General features: G+C 41.3%; 22 protein-coding genes and 1 pseudogene. 18 read left to right on the forward strand and 5 right to left on the reverse strand.

Annotation, left to right across the window (positions count from 1 at the left end; translation table 11 throughout):
• The 6 genes and pseudogenes from FFM80_RS04405 to FFM80_RS04430 all read left to right on the forward strand — a co-directional run.
• Positions 1-85, forward strand: a pseudogene (locus FFM80_RS04405) (IS5-like element ISLpl3 family transposase); the annotation flags it as partial.
• Between the two features lie 26 nt (positions 86-111).
• Positions 112-2,373, forward strand: a complete 2,262-nt coding sequence (locus tag FFM80_RS04410) for a BspA family leucine-rich repeat surface protein (protein ID WP_223877294.1) — start codon at positions 112-114, stop codon at positions 2,371-2,373.
• 433 nt (positions 2,374-2,806) lie between these two features.
• Positions 2,807-7,441, forward strand: a complete 4,635-nt coding sequence (locus FFM80_RS04415; RefSeq protein ID WP_137639692.1) for a BspA family leucine-rich repeat surface protein — start codon at positions 2,807-2,809, stop codon at positions 7,439-7,441.
• Positions 7,442-7,829: 388 nt separating this feature from the next.
• Positions 7,830-8,402, forward strand: coding sequence for a sugar O-acetyltransferase (locus FFM80_RS04420; RefSeq protein ID WP_137639693.1), 573 nt, complete (start codon positions 7,830-7,832; stop codon positions 8,400-8,402).
• 21 nt (positions 8,403-8,423) lie between these two features.
• The gene (locus tag FFM80_RS04425) at positions 8,424-9,266 is read left to right on the forward strand and encodes an alpha/beta hydrolase (protein WP_137639694.1); all 843 of its coding nucleotides are present in this window, start codon (positions 8,424-8,426) and stop codon (positions 9,264-9,266) included.
• Between the two features lie 117 nt (positions 9,267-9,383).
• A complete protein-coding gene (locus FFM80_RS04430; RefSeq protein ID WP_137639695.1) occupies positions 9,384-10,454 on the forward strand; it encodes a GDSL-type esterase/lipase family protein in 1,071 nt (356 codons plus the stop codon).
• Between the two features lie 58 nt (positions 10,455-10,512).
• On the opposite strand, the gene FFM80_RS04435 is transcribed toward FFM80_RS04430, so the two are convergent.
• The 4 genes from FFM80_RS04435 to FFM80_RS14460 all read right to left on the reverse strand — a co-directional run bounded on the left by FFM80_RS04435 (position 10,513) and on the right by FFM80_RS14460 (position 12,711).
• Complete coding sequence (locus FFM80_RS04435; RefSeq protein WP_137639696.1) at positions 10,513-10,761, reverse strand: hypothetical protein; 249 nt, start codon at positions 10,759-10,761, stop codon at positions 10,513-10,515.
• 139 nt (positions 10,762-10,900) lie between these two features.
• A complete protein-coding gene (locus tag FFM80_RS04440; protein ID WP_137639697.1) occupies positions 10,901-11,845 on the reverse strand; it encodes an NADP-dependent oxidoreductase in 945 nt (314 codons plus the stop codon).
• Between the two features lie 97 nt (positions 11,846-11,942).
• The gene (locus FFM80_RS04445; protein WP_223877298.1) at positions 11,943-12,293 is read right to left on the reverse strand and encodes an iron chaperone; all 351 of its coding nucleotides are present in this window, start codon (positions 12,291-12,293) and stop codon (positions 11,943-11,945) included.
• A 256-nt stretch (positions 12,294-12,549) separates the two neighbouring features.
• Entirely contained in the window at positions 12,550-12,711 is a 162-nt protein-coding gene (locus tag FFM80_RS14460; RefSeq protein ID WP_171001031.1) for a hypothetical protein, read from the reverse strand.
• A 658-nt stretch (positions 12,712-13,369) separates the two neighbouring features.
• Between FFM80_RS14460 and FFM80_RS04450 the strand changes: the two genes are divergently transcribed.
• The 3 genes from FFM80_RS04450 (at position 13,370) to FFM80_RS04460 (ending at position 14,854) form a co-directional block, all read left to right on the forward strand.
• Positions 13,370-13,726, forward strand: coding sequence for a bacteriocin immunity protein (locus FFM80_RS04450; RefSeq protein ID WP_137639699.1), 357 nt, complete (start codon positions 13,370-13,372; stop codon positions 13,724-13,726).
• A 466-nt stretch (positions 13,727-14,192) separates the two neighbouring features.
• Entirely contained in the window at positions 14,193-14,465 is a 273-nt protein-coding gene (locus FFM80_RS04455; RefSeq protein ID WP_137639700.1) for an AbrB/MazE/SpoVT family DNA-binding domain-containing protein, read from the forward strand.
• A gap of 2 nt (positions 14,466-14,467) precedes the next feature.
• On the forward strand, positions 14,468-14,854 hold the full coding sequence (locus FFM80_RS04460; protein WP_171001032.1) for a type II toxin-antitoxin system death-on-curing family toxin: 387 nt from the start codon (positions 14,468-14,470) through the stop codon (positions 14,852-14,854).
• Between the two features lie 165 nt (positions 14,855-15,019).
• Here FFM80_RS04460 and FFM80_RS04465 read toward each other — a convergent pair whose 3' ends face one another.
• Positions 15,020-15,559 (reverse strand): TetR/AcrR family transcriptional regulator, encoded by a 540-nt coding sequence (locus FFM80_RS04465; protein WP_137639702.1) that lies wholly within the window; start codon positions 15,557-15,559, stop codon positions 15,020-15,022.
• 93 nt (positions 15,560-15,652) lie between these two features.
• Here FFM80_RS04465 and FFM80_RS04470 point away from each other — a divergent pair, with 93 nt between their 5' ends.
• The 9 genes from FFM80_RS04470 (at position 15,653) to FFM80_RS04510 (ending at position 23,384) form a co-directional block, all read left to right on the forward strand.
• Positions 15,653-17,365, forward strand: a complete 1,713-nt coding sequence (locus FFM80_RS04470; RefSeq protein ID WP_137639703.1) for an MFS transporter — start codon at positions 15,653-15,655, stop codon at positions 17,363-17,365.
• A gap of 1 nt (position 17,366) precedes the next feature.
• On the forward strand, positions 17,367-17,891 hold the full coding sequence (locus FFM80_RS04475; RefSeq protein WP_137639704.1) for a hypothetical protein: 525 nt from the start codon (positions 17,367-17,369) through the stop codon (positions 17,889-17,891).
• A 199-nt stretch (positions 17,892-18,090) separates the two neighbouring features.
• On the forward strand, positions 18,091-18,447 hold the full coding sequence (locus FFM80_RS04480; RefSeq protein WP_137639705.1) for a hypothetical protein: 357 nt from the start codon (positions 18,091-18,093) through the stop codon (positions 18,445-18,447).
• A gap of 23 nt (positions 18,448-18,470) precedes the next feature.
• Complete coding sequence (locus FFM80_RS04485) at positions 18,471-19,046, forward strand: transcriptional regulator (RefSeq protein ID WP_137639706.1); 576 nt, start codon at positions 18,471-18,473, stop codon at positions 19,044-19,046.
• Positions 19,046-19,453, forward strand: a complete 408-nt coding sequence (locus tag FFM80_RS04490) for a protein-export chaperone SecB (RefSeq protein ID WP_137639707.1) — start codon at positions 19,046-19,048, stop codon at positions 19,451-19,453. Before FFM80_RS04485 ends, FFM80_RS04490 begins: the two co-directional genes overlap by 1 nt.
• A gap of 147 nt (positions 19,454-19,600) precedes the next feature.
• Entirely contained in the window at positions 19,601-20,392 is a 792-nt protein-coding gene (locus FFM80_RS04495; protein ID WP_137639708.1) for a hypothetical protein, read from the forward strand.
• 259 nt (positions 20,393-20,651) lie between these two features.
• On the forward strand, positions 20,652-21,194 hold the full coding sequence (locus FFM80_RS04500; RefSeq protein WP_137639709.1) for a helix-turn-helix transcriptional regulator: 543 nt from the start codon (positions 20,652-20,654) through the stop codon (positions 21,192-21,194).
• 94 nt (positions 21,195-21,288) lie between these two features.
• Entirely contained in the window at positions 21,289-22,011 is a 723-nt protein-coding gene (locus tag FFM80_RS04505) for an ABC transporter ATP-binding protein (RefSeq protein WP_137639710.1), read from the forward strand.
• Positions 22,008-23,384, forward strand: coding sequence for a hypothetical protein (locus FFM80_RS04510; RefSeq protein WP_137639711.1), 1,377 nt, complete (start codon positions 22,008-22,010; stop codon positions 23,382-23,384). The genes FFM80_RS04505 and FFM80_RS04510 overlap by 4 nt, the downstream gene beginning before the upstream one ends.
• Positions 23,385-23,450 lie beyond the last annotated feature (66 nt).

A 23,450-nucleotide genomic window follows, 5' to 3' on the forward strand; every position in this document is an offset into this window, starting at 1 on the left:
CCGAATAGCTACTCGTTACGATAAGCTAGCGCACGTCTTTCTGTCAGCAGTATACGTTGCCTCAATTTGTATTTTACTTAAGTAGTTTTCAAACGGACCCTAGTTGAAACAATGCAAGGATTGGTGTGTGGTTGTACAGAGTTAACTAAATTGGATTTATCGGGATTTGATACTCGACAAGTATCTGATATGTCGTTTATGTTCGCAGTTTGTCCGAAATTAGAAGATTTAAATCTAGCTGATGTAGAAACTAATCAAGTTAATAATATGATGTGTATGTTTTATGGGGATGAGAGTTTAAAAACGTTAGACTTAGCAAAATTCAATACGTCGCAAGTAGAAATATTAGCTCTCATGTTTGCAAATTGTCGAAGTTTAACGACATTAAATCTATCTTCTTTTGATACATCAAATATTACGCTATTTCTCGGTATGTTTGCTAATTGTAATCGGTTAGAAAGTATTGATCTATCGTCCTTTCAGACTAGTCAAGCGACTAATTTCAGCTGGATGTTTCTAAATAATTATGCGTTACAAACCTTGGATTTAAGTCATTTTGATATGCGGCAGGTCAATGACGAATTAGGTAGTTTTCAACAGAGTATTTTAGAAATGACTAATTATTCGGATATTATTAAACTGACTACAAATAGTGATTATTCCCTTATGGGAGGTTACTCAGGAGTTGATCAGTTTTTAGCCAATACTCATTCACTTAAGAAATTAGTATTGAGCAATCAAGTGGTGCTGAGTGATGATTTAGGGGATGTTAAATTACCGGATACAACGACCGTAGATTCATATGCTGGGCGATGGTTTAATACGACTGACATGAAGCACAGTATAACTGTCCATGATCTTATGGCGACTTATTATTTAGGAACGGCGCCAGCAGAAAAAAGGACTTTCGTGCGTTCTTCCGAACCAGAAATTCAATTGAAACAAACTAAAATAAAACATACGATTGGGCTCAATCTAGATACAGAATGGTCAGCAAATGATAATTATATTGGTGGTAGTAATGAATTTGGTGATCCAATACCAATTAAAGAGGTTGAGGTTACGTGGGATAGAAACTTAAATCTTAATACCCCGGGTATTTATACAGTATCATATCGTTATCTGACCGAGGATGGTATTTACGCAAAAGTAAGCCAGACTATAATTACAGTTGTTTATCCAGTTAAAGTTGGGTTGAAGTCTACGGATATTTCAATGTATATCGGACCTAAGACGGCGACATGGCGTCCGGCTAATAATGTTTTAACGGCAACCGATGAACTTGGAAAAGACATTAAAGAAAAGCTGGATTATCAAATTACACCAATCTTGGCGCGTTCACGTAGCAGTCGACTAGATATGACTCAGCCCGGTCGTTATCGAATCGATTATTTGTATGACGGCGATATTTTGGGCAGCGCCTTTTTAACTCTATTGAAATCAAAAGCCACTGTTGATGCGGTAGATAAAGTCATTATTGCTGATCCGAAAACAACGTGGAACAGTCTGATGCACCACCCAACTGCAATTGATGAAGACGGTCAAGCAGTAACCACTATCAAGACATCAATAGTTGATCAAGCCAGTGGTAAAAATGTAAACGTTGTCAACACTCATCAAGCTGGTAATTACCAAATTACGTTCAGTTTTCTTGATGGGGTTGAAAATCGGGTTTACAAAGTTGTTAATTTAAAAATCTTGGCTAATCAAGCGAGAATTAAAACCAAGGATAGTCAGTTGACAGTTGGTGAGCAGTGGCATGCTAAAGATAATTTCATTAGTGCAACGGATTATACTGGCAAACCACTCGCTATTGATGATTTAAAAGTTGATGGTATCGTTAACTGGCAACAACCGGGACAATATTTAGTCCGCTATACGTATGATAAGAACCCAGAGTTAACGCCAATCACTAAGACGGCGTTGATTACTGTGGTTGCGGCCGTTGTGCCAGTTGACCCGAATGAGTCCGGTAATGGGAATGTACAGCCAGAACCTGAATATCCGGAAGCGGTACCAGATCAAACAATTAGGGATCAACAACCTAATCCAGCGCCGGTCGTTGATGTTGATACTGGTAAGCCAGTCAAACCAACCACTGAAATTAAATCCAAGTTGAAGCCTGAAACAAATGTCCGCAAAGCTGATTTTCAACAAGAAACTGAATCAGATTCAAATGTGGGGACTGTTAAACAGCAAGGACCAGCTAAATTGAATGCTGATGGTCAAAAACAAGTACTAAATGATAGTCAGAAGTCAGCAAAGACATTGCCCAAAACTAATGATGCGCGACCATCAAGTTGGCTGAGTTTGTTAGGAGTTAATTTACTGGGGTTGATCGGTCTTTTAAACTTCCGAAGAAAGGTCAAGTAAATGTTGTTTAAGCACATAGTCATACCAGCTTAACGAAAAGATATTGTGTTTAGCTCTGTTACAAGTTTTAAAAATGAGTTGAATCTTATAGGCTTTAGTAATCGGAAATGGTTACTAAAGCTTTTTAGATTTTAAATCTACAAGCGACTTCTAATGGAATTGTTATCTTGTATAAGGGTCAACAGACTTATTTTCGGTGCTAAGATTATGACAACTATTAGCCGCCAACAATTTTGGAGATTTGATGATGACGGTATTGTTGAAAATGTTATTCTAATTTGACATAAGCATTGAGATAACAGTTTTTGATAAAAATTTCTAACAATTTATATAACCATTAACTGTTAATCAGGTTAATAAAGCACTATACTTAACGTGTAAGTGCTTTCTAATAGATAGATTATAAGGGTCGTTAGGATTTGAGGGGAGTATCATGTTGATGCGGCAGGATGTTAAATTACATTATAAGATGTATAAACAGGGTCGATTTTGGGTATTTATGGGTATCTTGGCCATTAGTGGTGTTTTAAATTCACAATCGGTATATGCAGATACGACCGAGGAGTCCAGTTCGAGCCAGTCTACTACAAACGTAGCCCCTCAAGTCATGCAAACGGCAACTGATACTAAACAAGTAAGTCTGACGACAAGCGCTGCTAAAACTAAAAATAGTGTAGCAGCTTCGCAGCAAAATACAGTGGCGAATACACAAGCAGTAAAAAGCTCGCAGCCTGCAGTATCTGAATCTGCTAGTCAGCCAAGTGGGTCAGTGAGTCAAACTAGTGCAGTGTCAGCTGTTAGTGCTCAAAGTGGTCAGTCAGCGGTTAGTACTAGCTCCGGTGCCACCGAGTCTAGTCTACAATCTAATTCATCATCTGTTAGTAAGACAAATCTACAAACGAACTTTAACATTACTCGAAATCAGTCTGCACCGTCGTATGCTGATTCGGCAATTGTTTCAGCAAGATTAAAACAACAAGATGTAGTTTCGCGAGCAGCACTACAGCGGGACGCAAGCTTAACGACGGTGTCGGCTGACAATGCTGATAGTCAGAATCGTCCAGCTATTATTCCAGCGACGGCAACTGATTGGGGGACGTTAGGAACTTCGGATTGGTATGTTGATAATAAAATTTTACATATAGAAGCAGGAATATTAGATGAGGCACCGTCTGTGGACGATATGGGAACGATTAGATACTCATGGCCATGGAAAAAAGACGCCACTTCAGTTGTTGAAGTGGACTTCGACGGCAAGGTAGTTGCACCGACTTCCACTGCTTTTATGTTTGACGCTTTTACAGCGGTAACTAAATACCAAGGCTTAAGCAATTTGGATGTTACTAATGTTAACAGTATGTACAATATGTTTGACAATAATTCTTCATTATTAAATATTGATTTTAGTGGTTGGAATGTATCAAATCTAGTTAACGCAAGCCAACTTTTTATAAGCTGTTCTAAATTACAATCAGCTGTTATGTCTAAAGTTGAAACAAAGAAACTATCCAATGCTTCAGCTATGTTTATGTTTTGTGGAAGTCTTGACTCTCTTGCACTGAATGGGGTGACTCTCGAAAATGCCACGAATGCAATGCAAATGTTTTTCTATTGTGTGAAGTTGACAAGCCTTGGTGTTGATGAGTTATCGGTCCGCGGACAAATGGTGCGAATGTTTGCCAAGTGTTCGAGTCTTGAAAACTTAACTTTGAATTTAATTAATGGAAATAATTCAGATGATACGAGTGCTGACTATCAGAACACTAAAGAGATGTTCCAGGATTGTAAGAGCCTTAAAACACTTAATTTCACGAATAAAGTGAAGTTCGTAATAGATGAGGCTACGAGCCTATTTGAGGGTTGTGCATCACTTAAACAGATTGACGTTAATGCATTCGATTTTACGAAAGCAGTCCTTTTTTACAGAACATTTTATGATTGTGAGGCATTGACTAGTGTGGATATGACGATGTTTAAAGGTGTAAAGCCTGAATATATGGCTCAAACGTTTATGAATTGTACGTCGTTAACTAGTCTTGATTTGACAACTATCGATGCTGAAAATGTGGATCATTTGTATGGCTTTCTCAGTGGTTGTTCGAAGTTAACATCATTGAATTTCAGTACCTTTACCGCGCCATATAATCTTGAAACAGCCGAGATGTTTAAAGACTGTACTGGTCTCGTTAATTTGGATTTAACTGGATTAAAGGTGAGTCAGATTATGACAAGTACGGCCGAGATGTTTAGCGGCTGCACTAATCTTAAGTCAATTAATCTTGGTGGGCTGGAGACCGCTACGGTTACAAATATGCAGGGGATGTTTAAAGATTGTACGGCTCTTAAGTCAATTGATTTAAGCGTTTTGAATACTACTGCAGTTACAGATATGCACGGGATGTTTAGTGGTTGCGAAACTTTGACCAACTTGGACTTGACTTCTTTTGATACTGCCGAAGTAACGACAATGGAAGCAATGTTTAAAGATTGTATTAATCTAAAGACGATTGATTTAAAGTCGATTAATACTAATAATGTGACCGATATGAGTCATATGTTCAATGACTGCAAGGTATTAACTACTTTAGATTTAGCGCATTTGGCGACAGAAAGAGTAACGAACATGAGTTATATGTTTAGTGGTTGTTCTAATCTGCAAAGCATCGATATTAAAAAGCTAAACCTAAATAATGTCACAGATATGAGCTATATGCTTGCTCATTGTGATAGTTTGAAAGACTTGGACCTTTCATCATTGAGTTTACCTAACGTAACTAATATGGGCTTTATGTTGACGTCATGTCAGTCGTTACAAACAGTTTCATTAACCGCGCTAAATGCACCAATGTTAAGTAATATGATGGGTACTTTTTCGTTTTGTCCTAGTTTGCAACAAGTAGATTTATCCAACACAGTTCTGCCGGAGCTTTTAGGATTGGACTATACCTTTTATGATGATGTTCAGCTTAGAGATGTAGATTTAGAACATCTTAATGCGCCATCATTAGTGAGTTTGATGTTGACTTTTAATAACTGTAAACAACTATCAGCAATAGATTTGAGTTCATTAGATGTACCGGCGCTTACGTACTTTGTTGGGACTTTCGCTAATTGTTCAAGTTTAAAATCAGTAAATTTGAAAGACTTTAATGCTAAGCAAATTAATTATTTTTGGTGGGTTTTCCTAAATGATTCATCATTAACTAGCTTGGATTTAAGCAATCTTAATATGCAATCAGCTCAGGAAGTGACTAGAATGTTTACTGAGAAGTTAACAGAGCTTACTAGCCCTGATGATTTATTGGCACTTTATCAAAATCCTTCAGGACTGGCTATAGACGGTAAATTTTCTGGCGTACAAGACTTATTGAAAGGCACAACAGCATTATCAACATTAATAGTGGGAAAAAATACGGTATTAAGTGGTGCAGCCATGGTGAATAGTGTAAAACCGAATAGTTATGCTGGTTATTGGCTCAGTTCAACTAATCCTACTGCGATGACTAGTGGTGATTTAATGCAATTATACAAGGTAAATAGTCAACCCGATAGCTTGATCACGTATCAACGAACGGTTGAGCCAACTCTTTCTTTGAAAGCGCAGCGTGTGACCCATACAATTGGCGTTACGCCTGTAACTTGGTCAGCAACCAACAATTATCAAGGTGGTACGGATGAACTTGGTCAGCCGATTGATGTTAATAGAATTGGTATAACTTGGAATCAACCATTAAATTTACAGCAGCCAGGTACCTATACGGTCATTTATGCTTATAAGACTAAAGATGGTGCCTATACTAAATTGAATCAAACGGTGGTCAAAGTTGTTTACCCAGTTAATATTAAGTTGAAGTCAACTGATGTCACAATGTATATTGGCCCTGAAACGGCTAAGTGGCAGCCAATTGATAATATTCTTTCAACTAGTGATGAACAGGGCCAGCCGATTAGTAATACTCGGTTGAGCTATACGATTACTAGCGTTGCTCGCTCACTTAATCGGCAATTAAATTTACAACAACCCGGCTATTATCAGATTAACTATATTTATACTGATAATAACGGTAATCGCCAGGTTTTAGCGACGGCGTATCTCACACTGTTACAATCAGATTCGAAAGTCACGGCTCAAAATGTTACCCTAATTGCTGATAAGCGACAGCAGTGGACTAGTGATCTGCATCAAGTAACGGCAATTGATGAGACTGGCCGGTTAGTTTCAAAGATTAGTACTCAGGTTTTGGATTTAAAGACGCATAGAGTAGTTAAGTCTCCGGATACTAGTCAAGCTGGTAATTATCAAATAACCTTTAGTTTTGTAGATGGTACTTCGACAAAAATTTTTAAAACGGTTAAGTTGACTATCTTAGCTAATTTAGCTGCAATTGATACTCGTTCTAGTCAGCTGACAGTTGGTGAGCAGTGGCACGCTAAAGATAATTTAGTGGGTGCGACGGATTATGCTGGCAACCCACTCACAATCAATGATTTAAAGATTGATGGGACTGTTAACTGGCAGCAACCAGGTCAATATTTGGTCCGCTATACGTATGATAAGCACCCAGAGTTAACGCCAATTATCAAAACAGCGTTGATTACTGTGGTCGCTGCTATTGCACCAGTTAATCCGACTGATCCCGGTAATGGGGATGTGCAGCCAGAGCCAAGTCCGGCGCCTGAACCGTCGCAACCAGTAGTTGTACCAGATCAGCCGGCTGAAAATCATCAGCCAGTCCCATCTCCAGTCTCGACTATTAATGTTGACACTAGTAAACCAGTGAAGAAGACTACTGAGGTCAAATCGAAGATGAAACCGATCATGACCAAGACTACGATTGATGTGAAGAAAGGGACTGAGTCAAGTTCAAACGCAATGGTGACTAGTCGACGGGAACAGAATCAGTTAAGTCCCGCTAATGCCAAGATTTCATTGGCACCTAATCATCAAACGGCGACAACAACTTTGCCCAAAACGAGCGACACTCATACTACAACTTGGTTGACCGTCTTAGGGATTGATTTACTTGGACTATTAAGTTTAATAGGATTACGTCGAAGAATTAAATAATGTCTGTGTCAAAAAATGCTTAGTACCCAAATTCGGCGCTGAGCATTTTTGATAGGCTTGATTAAAGTCGACATTATATCTGACTTTTTACGACTATCGGTAGTCGTATAACCGGCCATAATCCATAATCAAGGCTAAAATAACGAAGCTCCAGCCACACATCATTAAAACAAAGTCTGGTCGGTTATTGCCGAGCAAATTGTGGGAATGAGTTAATAATATGACAAAGAAACGTGTTCGAATTATCATTAAATTGTGACGGAATGTTGTCTTTCAGTGTGACTATCATACCTGGAAAGTATGACTAATGATGTGAAATAAGCATTTAACATTCGATTGCCCGCCCCGTATACTGAAGAAGTTCAGTTGGATAATGGGAGGAAAAAGAATGACGATTTTTGAAAAAGCGTTGGCTGGTGAGATGTTAGATCGCCGGGTAGACCCCGAAGTAGTGAAGATTGATGCAATCCAGGTTCAGACTAGTCGGGCTTTGGCTAAACTGAATCAAGGTGTCGCTGATGCTGACACAATTCGCACCACCTTCAGTCAGATCATTGATCGACCGATTCCGAGCTCATCAACGATTTTACTACCGATTCATAGTGACTTTGGTCATCATATTTGGATTGGCGAGCGGGTCTTTATTAATATGAATTGTACCTTTGTTGATGTCGGTGGCATTGAGATTCAAGATGACGTGCTGATTGGACCCAATGTACAACTTGTATCGGTCAATCATCCGTTAGACCGGCAACCGGCATTACGGCATCGGTTTTATGGTCGCCGCGTCGTGATTAAACGCAATGCGTGGTTAGGCGCTGGCGTGACCGTGTTACCGGGAGTCACGATTGGTGAGAATGCCGTCGTTGGTGCGGGCGCCGTGGTCACGAAAGATGTGCCTGACAATACGGTCGTTGCGGGTGTACCAGCTAAAATAATTAAGCAATTACCAACAGATTAGGTTCAGATAAGGGGGATTGACATGGGTCGTAAGTTAGGATTTTGGTTAGGTTTGTTAGTAGTAGTGGTGTTAATTGGTGGCGGTGCCTATTGGGGCATACAAAATCACGATACTAAAGGTAGTCGTCGGGCCGTCCCAACTTTTTACTTGCACGGTTATGGCGCTAGTGGTCGTTCTAGTCAAAGTATGATTGCCGCCGCCCAACGTCAGAAGCGAGCAACTAAAGTGTATACGGCAACTGTCAGTAAGACTGGTCAGGTAACGTTGCGCGGGCATTGGCCAGCTAAAGTTAAACGGCCAATCGTGCAAGTTGTTTTCAAAGCAAACCAGAATAGCAACTATCAGACGACGAGCCACTGGTTTAAGCAAGTCTTACTGGCAGTTAAGCAGCGGCACACGTTTACACGGTATAATGCCGTGGCCCATTCAATGGGGAATCTCACGTTATGGACGGCAATTTTGAGATATGACGGCCAACGCGGGTTACCGAGAGTGAATCGGGTTGTGGATATTGCTGGACATTTTGATGGGATTATTGGGATGGATGATGAGCCTAACCAGATTAAGTTAGCGAAAAATGGCCGGCCTAAGCCGATAAACGCGAGTTATCGGCCGTTACTGACTTTGCGACAAAAATTGGCTAAACATCAAGTTAGTATCTTAAATGTATATGGCAATTTGGATAACGGTAGTCATTCGGATGGTCGTGTTAGTAACGCCTCGTCACAGTCATTACGGTATTTAGTGGCTGGTCGCGCGCGGAATTATCGTGAACGTGAATTTCATGGACGGTCGGCACAACATAGTCAACTATATGAAAATCCTAAAGTTGATCGCGTGATTAATCGGTTTTTGTGGCAATAAGTTTGTAAAAAGCTGGCGTAAATTAAATCATTACGCCGGCTTTTTTTGAACGGTGGTGGCGAGCCATGCTAGACTGAGTGGGTAATCAGTGATGCAAAAATTCTGGAGGTGCGTGTGATGACAGTAACAACGGCTTGGCGGCAAATGGTTGCTCATTTTCCAAATTTGACTTTGCAAAATCCAATGGGGTCACAGACGATGCAAATCTGGCAACCATTGTCAGCACCTCGAATCCGGTTAGAACTCGCCAATGATTTCGGGCAGCAACCGTTATCAATCACTGGTATTCAGGTGGGTAACAATACCCTGATACCAATAACTTGGCATGGACAAACATCTTTTTCGGTACCGGCACACCAACGCTGTTGGACGGATTGGCTAGATTATCCGGTCACGACCGGCGAATGGTTAACAATTAAGCTTGAGTCACCAGAAAAGCAGCCGGTGACTCTAATTCAAACTTTAGATCACACCCTTTTTAAAGGTATCAATTCGTCGCAGCAGTACTTCTGGGGTGTCGATGCACTCCAAGTTGAGCGTTCAGCTGCGACGAAGACCATCATGTGCTTTGGTGATTCATTAACGAATCAAGGTTATTACGCTGGCAGTTTAATGCAGGCATTAGCCCTCGCTCAACCTGATCAGTGGGGCCTAATTAATGGTGGTATTTCTGGCAATCGGTTATTGCGGGCCGGTAATTCGACATCTAAATGGGTTGCTAGCTTTGGCGCAGCGGGGATTGAACGCTTGCCGCAACTTTTAGCGCAACAATCGGTTGATAGGTTAGTCGCTATGGCTGGACTCAATGATTTATTACAACCAGGCGTCGGTACACCGCTGGGTGAGTTACCAACAGCGGCCGCTTTAATTGCTGGGCTTCAACGAATTCAGCGTTTAGCGGCGCAACAAGCGATTAAGCTAACGTTACTGACCATTACACCGTTTAAAGGGGCGCTCGTTGACCAATTGCCAGCTTGGTCACCAGCCAAGGAGCAGATTCGCCAAGCAGTGAATGCTTATTTAAGGACCCAACCAGCGACAATTGACTTGGCTAGTTATGTGGCGGATTCGATGGATAGCTGTCGATTAGCGGCCCAATTTGACTGTGGGGATGCAACGCACTTTTCAGCCGCTGGTGGCCATCAGATTGGTCAGTGGTTATGGCACAAATTGGCATTAACAAGTTAAACCAAGATTGAATTCGCTGAGTGAAACAAGCTAGTTGTAACTGCCAATTTGCGTTTGGTTAGTCAGTTGGCAGTAGCCAGTCATTAGCTAAAAGTTGATGAAATTTTTTACCTAGTGGTACCCACAATTGGGACTTAGCAATATGACGAGCCGTTTCCCAAAACAATGGATCGGCCAATTGCTCGGGGCTGAGATTGACTTTAACATCATCGCCAGTCTCAGTTTCGGCAATGATGAGTGGGTATAAAACTTTGATCAATCTAACGGGGTTAATCGTTTTAATTTTAGGATCAGTATCTAGTAGCATGTTGTTCACTCCTTATGTCATTTCTATAATCTTAGTTTACTAGCTCGGCAGTAGGTTTGAATTGACGGTCGTCAAGAAGTTTAATTCCAATAAAAATGGCCGCAGAAATTAACTTCTGCAGCCATTTTTATGAGGTTAATTAAGCCTTTTGATGAACATTGATAATCAATTTTCCGGCACTATGACTATTTTCACTGTGATGGTGCGCAGCTTGTAATCCAGCCGTCGTGAACGGAAAGACCTGGTCAATGACCACTTTGAGATGGCCTTGAACAACTAAGTCACCAAGAATCGCTAACTCTCGGCCATTAGGTTGTAACCACCAAGTTGACACGGTGGGACCTTGCTGTTGTTGGGCTTCGGTTGGTTGACCGTCAATGGTCACGAGGCGACCGCTGGGTTTTAAAATTGCCAGTCCGTCATCAATCGCGTTGATCGTATCGAAGACCGCATCGTAATCATGCAACACGTCTTTGATAGCAGTCGTGTGATAGTCAATAATGTGATCGGCACCAAGCTGTTTGAGTAAGTCGGCATGATTGGCACTGGCCGTCGTAGCGACTTCGGCACCCAGATGTTTGGCCAGTTGAATGGCAATTAAACCAACGCCACCTGCGCCAGCCTGAATCAAGATCTTTTCACCAGTTTGGATGTTTAACCGGTCATAAATGACTTGATAGGCGGTTAAGCCCGCTAACGGTAAGGCTGCCGCTTGTTCGAATGAGAGTTCTGCTGGTTTTAATGCCAGCTTGTCTTCTTTGACAGCTGCGTATTGCGCGTAAGTCCCGCGACGACCATCCTTGTAAATGTCTGGGCGGGCAAAGACGGCATCACCGACTTTAAATTGGGTCACTTGAGCGCCAGTGGCGACAATCGTCCCGGCAACGTCCCAACCTAATACAACGGGCATTTGCCAATCGTACATCCCTTTTAAGAGGCCTTGGCGTGCTTTCCAGTCAATCGGATTGATACTGGTTGCTTGCACGGCAACTAAGACTTCGTCGGCTGAAATATCTGGCTTGGCAATGGTCGCCATTTGTAGTTCCTTGGGGCCACCATATTGGTTAATGATTACTGCTTGCATCGCGTTGAATCCTCCAATTTACTAACATTTAGTAAGCATATCATTGATACTAATCAGTGCCAAGAATTTGACCTTGCCGTCTAGAGATTAGTGATAATTAGTTGGTTTTGGGTCGCCAAAAGGTGGTTATGTCTTGTTTCGTGGTGAGGTTGTACTGAATTGCCAGGCGTAGCAGGTCATAATTTACCGGGTGGTCGTACTTAACTTGCCACAACATTTTGGTACAGTGATCGCCGGCAACTTCAATCTGGTCTCTGAACTGATCTAGGGTGACAAGTTCTAAGGCAATGTTGAAATGGGGCTTAGCAACACTGAACCCAACCACAAAAGAACCATGGTCGGTGAACATCGGCTGATTCCAAGCGAAGCGTGGGGTTAAATTAGGAAAGGTCTCAGTGACCCAATTTAGCACAGTGATCAATTGGTCGCGTTGATGTTCATCAGTCATTGCATCGGTAAATTCACTAAAGGGTTCTAACTTGGGTTGTAGCATGACAGACATAGTTCAGGACCTCGCTTTTAAGTTGATGTCGTTAGTGTAGCGAAACCGCTTACGAGTGTCAATTAAAGCTGAATAAAAAGCCGCCGCAATTGGGGAGGGGCCCAATCGTGACGGTTCGAGATAATGCTTTAGCTAATCCTTCAGTTTTTGTCAGTGCCTTAGTTGTTATATAAGTTGCTAGCTGACAGGGGTGCACGACTAATTAATTTAGTGCCAACTGATATTGCCAAGCAGTCGGTTGTTCGGCCGTGGTCGTATAGGCAATCGGTGTCGAATAAATGTGGGTCGATTGTGAGGCGGTTGGGCTCGTAACGGGATAACGTTGTGGTAAAGTGGTTATTACAGTCGAATTAGGTTTAAACATTGGTATCAGTTCCTTTCGTAATTGAATGACTTTAGTTTACTTGGAAAGTGGCGTTGGCACTACTTAGTTTTGATAAGTGTTAAATAAGAATTTCTTAGAAAGTAATTTATTTAATGGATTCATTGATTCAAGCGTGTACTTAATACCAGTGAGGCCGATTATACCTTTGCGTCGAAATATTGGTTTTTTTGAACTTAGGATTACATGGAATGCGCTTACGCGTGATATGGAGGGACGGTCAATTCCTTTTTTTAAACGAGAACCAATTGCGGGCCGGTTATTATTTTTACTAGATCAGCAGATGTTTAAGTTGGAGTTTGGCACTTTAAATGGTTATTATCGAGATTACTTCTTCCACTTAGATAAGGCTAAAGGTGATCGTAATTATCAAGTAGATGAAGCAGTACATGCTTTTAGACATAAATATGCACGTTATTTGAGCTAATAAAGGAGAATATATGCAATTAATTAATAATCAAACGACTGCTGAACAAGCGACTCATTAAAGCTTGTTTAGCTATAACGGCTTTTCTGTGGTAAACAGTCAGTATTGATGTAGGTTAAATTAGTTAGGTTACGAACCTTTAAATACCCCTTTAGTTACGAACTGCCTAAAATATAAGGTGTTCCAAAAACGAATTTGAAGGGGGCAGGCAGCATGAGTGCAACGTTAAAAACACGCTTGGCTGCGAAGAATACGATTCAGGAGTTGCTGCAACGATTATTGCGGCGCCCCGCACCGTCAGTTGAGCTTTTAGATATTATTGATGTCTTGACTGAAATTAATCAAAAAATCGATACCACCAATGAACCAGCGGTCATAGTCACACACTTAGTCGCTTATATTCGGTGTACCGCGTCGGGTGGTCAGGTAGTCTTCAACCGTGATGAGTTGAGCTTGATTACACAATTAAGTGAGTTTGGTCATTTGGCCAGTCAAGTGAATCAAGATCGTACGGATTCAGCGGATAAGGCCCAATTCTATGGTTGTTTTGAGGCCATTCCCAGACATTGATAGCGGTTAGTAACAATACGAGTTTAGTCAATCCAGACTGAACTCGTATTTTTTAGTATACAGATTTTCGATAACACGTTAGTTAAACTAGACATTATCTATCTCTGTAGACCGGTTGTATGAGAAGGCCATTGCAAATTAAATGATTTATAAATCGGAGTGACTAGAAATGAAAAAATCTTAATCGTTGGTGTGCACGGTGTGACTGCTCAAATTGTGATCGTCTGCTTGTTAGCTGAAACCGGCGATCAAGGGGTATAGTTAAGAATAGAAATTATGAAGAGCTTAATGTTTGTTAGGGTTAGCTGTTACTAGAGTTATAGATAGTATACGGGTTACCAGTCCTGTGATCATCGTAAATCCTAAAGGTAAGACTTTTTAATTTGTCAGATATCTAATAAATCTAAATGTTTGATGTTTTAGCCCTGTTCGTGTTAGGATACTTCAAAAGTTGAGGTAAGCTAACATGAAAAAGAACAGTAAAAATATCGAAGAACGAAAGGTTGTTGCTATGGGTGGATCGTTAGTTGTCACGATTCCAAGTAAAATGGCTGAACAACTAAAGCTGACGAAGGAAAGCAAGGTAAAGATTGAGATGCTAAGTGATGATAAACTAACGATTGTGAAGGCAGAACCTAGTGCACTGACAACGACTGATCCAAAGTTTTTAGCTGCGGCACAACGCGCTAAAGACAAGTATGCTGAAACGTTGAAGATGCTTAAAGAAAGTGATGAATAGACGTGTATTACTTAAATGCGTATCAATTCATCGATTTGAACACACTAGCTTTAATTGATACTGATGAGGCCTCTTTTGTTCGAAATCCGCATGGCCTTGACGCTATTGAACATTTATCAAAACAAAACTTTTTTGGACGAGAAGCATATCCGAAAATTGAGGAGAAACTTGGGATTGTATTCATTAAATTGATTAACCTCCACTGCTTTGAAGATGCAAATAAGCGAACGGCAGTATTAGCACTTCAAACGTTGGCGGATCTTAATGATCATGACCTCACATATACATCTGAGGAAATGTATGAGCTAGCCCTAAAGGTGGCCGCAACGGATGATGCTGATCTTGATTACAATGCTGTGTATCGATCAATTCGTGATCATCTGGTCTAAATTTGTGAAGCGTCCGGGATAGATAAAAACGCTAAAATCTAAGTAAGTGGTGTCAGTTGCCGGTCTGTGGCGATTGACACCACTTTTTTGTACCTTTAGGCCGCAAAGCGTGTGAAACAAAAAAGCATCTGCACGGCGGGCGGAAGGCAATTTGGTTAAACCAATTTAGTGATGTTGATGGGTCGCAAACCGAGCGACCGTCTGGCCTAAGTAGCGCGGTGATTCGACTAAACCGCGGTTCACCCAGTTGACGGCCATATTGATAACGGCACCTGAAAAGAATTCTAAATAATAAGGCTCGTTTAAGCGCGAACTATGTCCGCCGATGCGGTCCTGTTTGATTAGTAGCTGGAATACGGTCTGAAACGTTTGCAGCAGCACGTCTAGCTTGTCATTGCGAATTAAGAGGCGGTAAGTGTTAGCTTCCGACTTGGTGAGCTCGAAGTAATGGGTCATGAGATCAGCGAGATTAACTTTTGAATCCTTCGGCAATCGGCGGAGATAGGACAACATACTTTGGGTTTGATAAGCTAAAATAATCTGATTGAAATTTTGATAATGGCGGTAGAAGTAAGTCCTTGAGACCTGGGCACGTTGGCAAAGCTCCGTAATGGAGATGGCGGCCATGGGTTTTTGCATCATCAATTCTAGTAATGCTCGGTAGATGGCTTTTAAGTTCTGTTGTTTGCGGGTTTGTGGATTCATAGGTAACAACATCTCCTTTTCTGTAACCTAAACCTAGTTTATCGTCATCGGGTCACCTAAACTAGCGATAACACTTAAAGGGGGATGACCGTGATGAAAAAATCAACACAGTTAGTTGGGACGATGGCCATTGGTATTTTTCTATGTATGCTTGATACGACCGTCATGAATATTGCCTTGCCAGCGATGCAAACGGGGTTGTCGACTAGCTTGTCACAACTTTCGTGGGCACTTAATCTATATACAATTTTATTTGCCACGTTAACGATTCCATTGGGACGGTTAGCCGATATTTATGGCCGTAGTCGGCTTTATTTACTAGGTTTAAGTTTGTTTTTGATTGGCTCACTTAGTTCTGGTTTTGCGGCTAATGTTGGTTGGCTAATTATTGGCCGGGGAATTCAAAGTCTGGGGGCCGCAATTGTTTTTCCAGCTAGCATGACGATCGGTATTCAAAGTGTACCGATTGCAAAACGGACTGGCGCTATCGCATTTTTAGGGGTGACACAAGGTTTGGCCGCAGTTTTAGGACCAACAATCGGTGGTGCGGTAACGCAACTATTTGGTTGGCGTGGCATCTTTTTAATTAACGTGCCGTTTGTCATCCTATCGTTAGGACTATGCGCATGGTTGCTTGATTGGCAGCAAACTCGGTCGAACAAGGAACGGTTAGATATTGGTGGGAGTTTAAGTTCAATGCTGATGTTATTTAGTCTGACACTTGTGTTAGTGAAGGGGAACGATTGGGGTTGGACTAGCCCAGCTTGTTTAAGCTTGATTGGTATTAGCGTCTTAGCGCTAGGGTGCTTTGTGTGGCTGGAAGCGCATGTTGCTCAGCCGATGGTGCCATTAACGTTATTTAAGGATCGCCAATTTACTGGCGCGGCCTTAGTAACGGTTGCTTCTGGTCTGTTTATGGTGGCCGTGCTGGTCTTAATGCCGAGTTTCTTTACAAAAGTTCAGGGCAATCATGAATTGATGGCGGCTTTGATGATTACACCAGCCTCGCTGATGATTTTCTTGTTTTCACCGCTCAGTGGCTTTATTTTGGCAAAAATTGGGCCACGATTCGTCATTCTGACAGGCTCGTTAGCCATTATTGCCGGTTACGTCGGGCTCAGTGTGATGAACCCGAATCACTATTGGCAAGTTCTAGTGGCGTTACTGCTAGTTGGGGCTGGTTATGGCATTATTATTGGGCCAATCACCGTTTTAGCAGCGGGTGATTTTACCGGCAAACTCTTAACTGCATCGCAAAGTGTCATTGGCGTTTTCCGGCAGATTGGAACTTCGTTGGCCGTCGCCATCTTTGTGTCGGCTCTGTCAACTAACTTAGTAACTGCCAAACATGAGATTTGGCATGCTGCCAAAACGGAGGTGGCAACGTTGACTGTCTCGGCCAAGACCAAGCGCGATACGTTGCAAGCAATCAAGACGCAACTCGCAACTGAAACGGTATCGACAACTACACCGCACCGTTTCATTACGGTGGCCAAGGAAAACAAGCTCGTACAAACCACCTATCGATCCCTTTTAAAGCAGCAACATTTACAAGCAGCGCCCAACAAAGTCAAAACTCAGCTTCATCGCCAAGTTAAGCAACAAGTGACCCACAAAGTCACCGCTGAAAATCGGCAATTGGTCGGCGCCGTCACCGTCGTTAAAACAACTTCGAAGTCAGCTTTAACCCGGGCTTTTATACAGCCATATCGCGTGGCGATGCCGCCAACATTTGTGATGCTCTTATTGATTGGTTGCTTTAAAAAGCGGCGGGACTATGTGACTGAAATTAACGGAGGTAACTAATTTGCAAAATTTAGATCTAACGAATTGGGTACTCGCAGGATGGCTAGTTATCGTGATTATTCGCCGGCAACTGGCACCACGGGTGATTCGGTTCAAAGCGAATTTCTTTATTTTAATTATGCTAATGGGAATAGCCTCGATTGGTGATGCTTTGACCAAGCAGCAAGTTACCATTACAAGCAGTCAAGCGGTCATCTTTGGGTGTCTCAGTCTAATTAGTGCGGTTGGCTTTGCCTTATTACGGGCTTGGTCCTACCATTTCTGGGTCAATGATGCCGGATTAGTGATGCGGCAAGGCAATTGGCTGACATTATTGTGGTGGGCCTTGAGCTTGGCGGGGCATCTTGCAGTTGACCAGTTGTGGACGGGGAGTAGTGTCACGTTATTATTGTACGTTGGCGTGACCCTCGGTGTTCAACGCGGTTGGGTCCGGTGGTTAGCTCGGCGCACGTATCCCGCAGCACTTAAAGCTAATCAACAGTTGCAAACAGAACGACACCAGCGACGACATTCATGTGATGATTAAAATAGTAATGACGATGTAACTAATATAGTCTACACACTTGGTGCTAGTTGCTTTAAGTTACTACTATTTTCAATATATTGCAGAGCTTCGGAACTTTTTAAAAAGCTTGTTTGCTTGAATTGAGACTAAAGTGTTTTCTGTGGAAAACAAGCATGCTATAATTATAGTTGAAAATCATATTAAGGTGGTTTGTGGGGTAATGATTAGTGAGGATGACGCACGTGATATTGTAAATACGATCAAAGATAGACGACGGACATGGCGTGTCAGTCATCGAGAGAAGAACGAAGAATTTGCATCAACTATAGGTAATGCTGGTGAAGGAATCTATGAGAAAATTTTCGACGAAATTTTCAATAATTTGACATGGATAGACTACAGTTCAGGACCATTCCCAGATGCAAGCCGCCGTCATATTCCCGGGAACATATGGATTTTCGGTCTGAAAATTTTTGAAATCGAATGTTATTTAAAGTTTCAAGATAGACCCAGTGGCAGGGTGATGTGGATTTCAATTCATGAGGCTGAAAGACCATTGAATTTTCCGTTTCAGTGATTTGATCTAATGGAGGTGTTTTTTTGATTAAAGTTAATGAAAGAAAGCAATTCTATAATGAGGAGTACGAAAGTGAAGAATGGTATACCGGTGTGAGCAAACTGAAAAAGGTTCGAGTAAAAGACTGCGATGACTTGTATGTGATGCATTATTATTGGCAAGATGAGGACGGCGAATTATGGTCGGACTTTGATGACCCTACCGCTAATAACAGACGAGATTTTATTGCATACAGACAAGTTAAAGGCTATCTATCTCCAGAGCAAATAAAAGAATTGATAGATTTATCGGGGCATACTTTACGTAGTTTTTCAGATTATACAAATCTTGGTCTTTCGACCTTATCACAGCTGACAAATAACCTACGGGTACAAACTCCCCAACAAGAAAATATTTTGAAAATGTTGAGAGATTATTTTAATATTCATAAAAAACTACCTGATTTGCATAAACCTGATGAAATAAAGAAAATAGCGAGCGAAATCTCACTGGAAACTGAACTGACTTGGAATACGGGATTGAGTTACAGTAATGAGACAGATGATGGTTATAGTTTGCCTTTGAAGTCAAATAAATTGTCAATAAGTGAGGCAGCCTAATGAGTGTTTTAAAATTTAAAAATTATATTGTCAAAGAAATTAGTTACCAGAAAAATTCAAAATTTAACAAGGCTAATAAACAAGTCACGTTGAAACCGAGTTTTTATGAAAGCGATGAAATCCAGGACGGCTTTATTTTAGTTGATTTGAAAGTATCTATAGGATCATTAGAAAGTACAAAGCTACCTTTTGAAGCTACTGTAGCATTACAAGGAAAATTTGAATATGTTCCAGAGGATGATAAAGATGATTTTGGGCTTACTACCTTTATTAAGCAAAATGCAGTGGCTATTCTATATCCGTACGTGCGGTCGATCATTTCAAATGTGACTATGGCTTCTAACGAGTACCCAGGATTCTTATTGCCTACAATTAATGTGAGTGAAGAATTAAAAAAGCAGAAATAAATTTTGGGGCAAATGTTCAATTCAGTAAAATAACTGGTACGGAGGGGCCTTTGTTTTGTGCCTTTAGACCGCGTTGAGCTTATCGTAGTCTAGTTAAATCATGGTATACTTTAATTAAGATTGACCAGTAAATTGAGGGGGATCAATATGAAATTAAAGGGTGTTATTTTAGGGACAGTTGCCTTAGCATTAGGGACCGTTGGATTCGGGATAACTCAGTCAGCGTCAGCCACGGTTATTCATGGCGTAACGGTAGGTTACTTTCGGGCGACTAAAACATTTAAAATCAATATTTATGGGACCAATCAAAAAGTGACGATTCTAAAAAACACGGTCGTTCAGGCGGAGGCCAATTATATTCCAGTAACGAATCAGGCCGGTCAGACTGTTCAAGTTCAATCGGGCGACATTAACTTTTTGAACTTAAATTATAAATTGCGACGAACTTGGCCGAAAGCACATGCGGGTGGTACAGCTAGTTTTAGTGCGACCGCTAGGGTTCATTTGAAACCGATAGCGGCACCAGTGTATATGCCAGTACAAACGGCGATTGGCTCACGTGAAACCGGCAGTGTGCTCACACGCAAAATGACTCAAGCTTGGGGTAAAGACCCATGGTTCACCATCACGACGGACGGCTATGTGGCCCATTTTGCGGCCCTTAAGAAGTGGAATAGCCGCACGCAACCAAAGCCAAATAGTTCCGCGAAGATTACCAAGACAAAGTGGACCGGTCGAACTGAGAAAGTCTATTACCGGCATCACGTTAAAGGGGTCCCTGACAAACGCGTTGCTAAGCGTGGTCGGGCACAATATCGGTTGAAACTTGTTCGGCAAAAGAAGCTGTCGTCATATGGCAAGGGGACATCATTAGTGCAGTATACGCATTTCAAGGTTGGCGGTAAGAATTACTACACTATTTATAATATGCCTAATTAAAGTTAAGGAACGGTGACTAATCTCATCGTTCTTTTTGATTTGTTCGAAATGCTGCTAAAAGTTTATCTGTCGAGGCCAATCATAGTCGGTTAACGATTATTCGTTATTTGAGTCAATGTGACCAGGATTTTTCTTGTGAGGAGCTCAGTAAGACGTCTTACGGGAGAATCCTTGGTATAACGGGAATCATCAAATAAATTGTTAGCCAAATAACCAGTCCGGTGGTTTACTTAAAGTGGAAATTAAGGAGGAAGTAAAGATGGCTGACACAATTGGCAAAAGAATTAAACAGCAACGTGAAAAGTTAGCATTAACACAAAAGCAAGTTGCCGAAAGATTGTATGTCACGCAGCAAACCATCGCTCGTTGGGAAAGCGATAAACATGTGCCACCAGTTAAGGCTATTCAGGATCTTTCCGACCTTTTTGGTGTTAACGCGGCGTTTTTTTTCGGAGAAGAGCGCCTCGTTGCGCACAAATTTAATGTACTGGCTCTAATTGGTAGTTTAATTGTTAATTTTTTATTCTTTGTTGTCGCATTAGTGGTACTGATTCCGTTACAACTGGGAATTTTGGGATTAGCAGTTTCAGGTCTAATTGCGCCAATCGTGGTTCTTTGGCAAAGTATACAACAAGTTGAACCGTTCACCATTAGCCGCTTATTAGCTAGTCTGGTGATGTTAACTGTGGCGTTAGTGGCATTGCCTATTATCAAGCAATTGATTATTTATGCTGGGCATCTTTTGCGGACATACTATCGTTACAACTTAAACGAAATTGTGTATGAGGTGGTGCCAAGATAAGCGGCTTAAAGTGTGGGTAAACTTGGCATGTTTTTTGAAAGATGGGCAATACTTAGATGTAAAAGTGAGTTGAGCGTGTTGGAGGATTAGTGTGATGAATGAAAACGTGATAGCTGTACAAGAACTCTCAAAGAATTTTAACTTAGGCAAAGGAAAATCGATTAGTGTCTTGAAAAACATTTCATTTTTGGCCTGTTCAAATGAGTTTATCAGTATTGTTGGTCCGTCAGGTAGTGGTAAATCGACCTTGCTTCGATGTATGTCAGGACTTTTGAATCCGACCCAAGGTTCAGTAAAACTTGATGCTATCGATCCCTATCAATTGTCACCATCAAAGACTGCCAAGATGCGTCGAACAAAGCTTGGCTTTATTTTTCAGTCATACAATCTTGTACCCGCTTTACCAGTGTTTGAAAATGTCGTACTCCCGTTACGTTTGTCTGGTATTAAGATTGATAGACCAAGCGTCGAACGATTATTAAAAAGTTTGAATTTTACTGCTAAATTGACTAGTTTTGTGGGAACTTTGTCTGGTGGTGAGCAGCAGAAGGTGGCGATTGCTCGCGTCTTGGTAACGCGAGCAAGAATTATTTTTGCGGATGAACCTACTGGTGCGGTAGATGCGAAGGCTAAGGAGATAATCTTTGACCGTCTGCGGAAGCTCGCTGATAACGGTGCCTGTGTAATCATGGTTACTCATGACGTAGACTTGGCAGCTAGGACAGATAGAGCGCTTGTATTAAAGGATGGTCAACTTATAAAGACGCTTACTAACCCCGACGCTACCGAAATTCTTGCAGCGATAGGGAAAGGGTGAGCAAAATGTTAGCGCTAGTAGTTTGGCAGCTTCGCTATACTTGGAAAGCATGGGTCGGTTCGTTAGTTGTTTTGACTGCGGCGGGTCTTGTTTTAGGATTTACGTTAATTGGTGCCGTCTCTACGATTAGTGTGCATTTAGATCATGGTAACTTTAATCCCGTCGACTTTTTTGCCATGCCAGCTGTTTTTGGCCTAATCACTTTAGTATTAGTCATAAGTGGTGTGATTAGGCTTTTGATCGACAAGTTCAAAGATGACTATAGATTGTGGGCGATACTAGGTGCTAAGCCGAACCAATTGGCCTTACTGATTGGGGGTCAAATGAGTTTAGCTGGCATGGTAGGTGGTTGCCTAGGCTATTTTTTGTCACTTCCAATGGTTGATAAGTACTATGCTTGGGTCATAACTACTCGCGGAATGCGTGAATTTCCAGCGATTAATATGAAACTACAATTAAGTTCATTAATTTTAACAATCTTACTTCTGGGTACCTTTACTGGTGTTATTGGGTTCATCAATGGAAAGCGAACCTTTACTAATGGACATCAACGGCGTTGCTTAACTAAAAAGCGAAAATTTGGTCTGTCTCTAATTGGTTGGTTTTGGTGTGTGATAACCTGTGGGAGCTTAAGCTACGTCTATTCACTTTTTTATCAAAAACCAAAGTATCTGTTAATGCTGTTTGGTAGTCAATCGTTGGAAGATACGTATTCACAGGCTTTATTAGGCTTGATTATCACGATGATTATTGCAACTCATGCTTCCGAAAGGTTAATATTACCGGTGTTAGTTAAAGCCCTGGCTGTCGTTTTTCCAGCGACAATTATTAAAACGTTCAAAATTGCCTATTGGCATGTATTGCGCAAAACAGATTTTTTACGATCGGTGACCATGCCGCTATTTATTTTCTCGCTGGTATCTTCATACTTTATGTATATGATTGTTGATTTAGCTAATGTTGCTAACAAGCGGAATTTGTCTGAAATTATAGGGACGCTCATTCTCTTTCTCGGTGCGCCATTTTTGATTATCTTAGCCAATACCATTTCGTTGACGATTATTTCAAGACCTGAGCGAACGGCTAGTAGCCGTCAATTACAGATTATTGGGTTGTCTTTGAAAGACTTGTTGCATGAAAAGGGTGTTGAGGCGGGAATTTATGGCTTAATAGTCTTTATTCAGGGCGTCATCGGGAACGCATTACTGTTTATACCAATTCTGAAAGCGTCAGATTATACCCAGACGCAGATGTACGATAGCTGGTGGTCAATTGTCGAATGGCCTGCTGCTACAGGTATTATGGTGTTTCTATTTATTTTGATAGTGGATGGTTCTTATATTTACAAGATCAGTGTATCGAATTCTCAATAAACTGCAGCCTACTAATCTGTGGGGAGGAAAAAATGGTCGCAGTCGGCTTACAACCAGCTTTTAAGT

The organism is Lactiplantibacillus dongliensis, from assembly GCF_005405105.1.
Classification (GTDB): domain Bacteria; phylum Bacillota; class Bacilli; order Lactobacillales; family Lactobacillaceae; genus Lactiplantibacillus; species Lactiplantibacillus dongliensis.

Coding starts and splice junctions, on each gene's coding strand:
- FFM80_RS04470 (WP_137639703.1), top strand. CDS start 15,653: ATGAAAAAATCAACACAGTTAGTTGGGACGATGGCCATTGGTATTTTT.
- FFM80_RS04450 (WP_137639699.1), top strand. CDS start 13,370: ATGAGTGCAACGTTAAAAACACGCTTGGCTGCGAAGAATACGATTCAG.
- FFM80_RS04495 (WP_137639708.1), top strand. CDS start 19,601: ATGAAATTAAAGGGTGTTATTTTAGGGACAGTTGCCTTAGCATTAGGG.
- FFM80_RS04505 (WP_137639710.1), top strand. CDS start 21,289: ATGAATGAAAACGTGATAGCTGTACAAGAACTCTCAAAGAATTTTAAC.
- FFM80_RS04420 (WP_137639693.1), top strand. CDS start 7,830: ATGACGATTTTTGAAAAAGCGTTGGCTGGTGAGATGTTAGATCGCCGG.
- FFM80_RS04440 (WP_137639697.1), bottom strand. CDS start 11,845: ATGCAAGCAGTAATCATTAACCAATATGGTGGCCCCAAGGAACTACAA.
- FFM80_RS04435 (WP_137639696.1), bottom strand. CDS start 10,761: ATGCTACTAGATACTGATCCTAAAATTAAAACGATTAACCCCGTTAGA.
- FFM80_RS04445 (WP_223877298.1), bottom strand. CDS start 12,293: ATGACTGATGAACATCAACGCGACCAATTGATCACTGTGCTAAATTGG.
- FFM80_RS04465 (WP_137639702.1), bottom strand. CDS start 15,559: ATGAATCCACAAACCCGCAAACAACAGAACTTAAAAGCCATCTACCGA.
- FFM80_RS04455 (WP_137639700.1), top strand. CDS start 14,193: ATGAAAAAGAACAGTAAAAATATCGAAGAACGAAAGGTTGTTGCTATG.
- FFM80_RS04430 (WP_137639695.1), top strand. CDS start 9,384: ATGACAGTAACAACGGCTTGGCGGCAAATGGTTGCTCATTTTCCAAAT.
- FFM80_RS04500 (WP_137639709.1), top strand. CDS start 20,652: ATGGCTGACACAATTGGCAAAAGAATTAAACAGCAACGTGAAAAGTTA.
- FFM80_RS04425 (WP_137639694.1), top strand. CDS start 8,424: ATGGGTCGTAAGTTAGGATTTTGGTTAGGTTTGTTAGTAGTAGTGGTG.
- FFM80_RS04410 (WP_223877294.1), top strand. CDS start 112: ATGCAAGGATTGGTGTGTGGTTGTACAGAGTTAACTAAATTGGATTTA.
- FFM80_RS04490 (WP_137639707.1), top strand. CDS start 19,046: ATGAGTGTTTTAAAATTTAAAAATTATATTGTCAAAGAAATTAGTTAC.
- FFM80_RS04415 (WP_137639692.1), top strand. CDS start 2,807: ATGTTGATGCGGCAGGATGTTAAATTACATTATAAGATGTATAAACAG.
- FFM80_RS04480 (WP_137639705.1), top strand. CDS start 18,091: ATGATTAGTGAGGATGACGCACGTGATATTGTAAATACGATCAAAGAT.
- FFM80_RS14460 (WP_171001031.1), bottom strand. CDS start 12,711: ATGTTTAAACCTAATTCGACTGTAATAACCACTTTACCACAACGTTAT.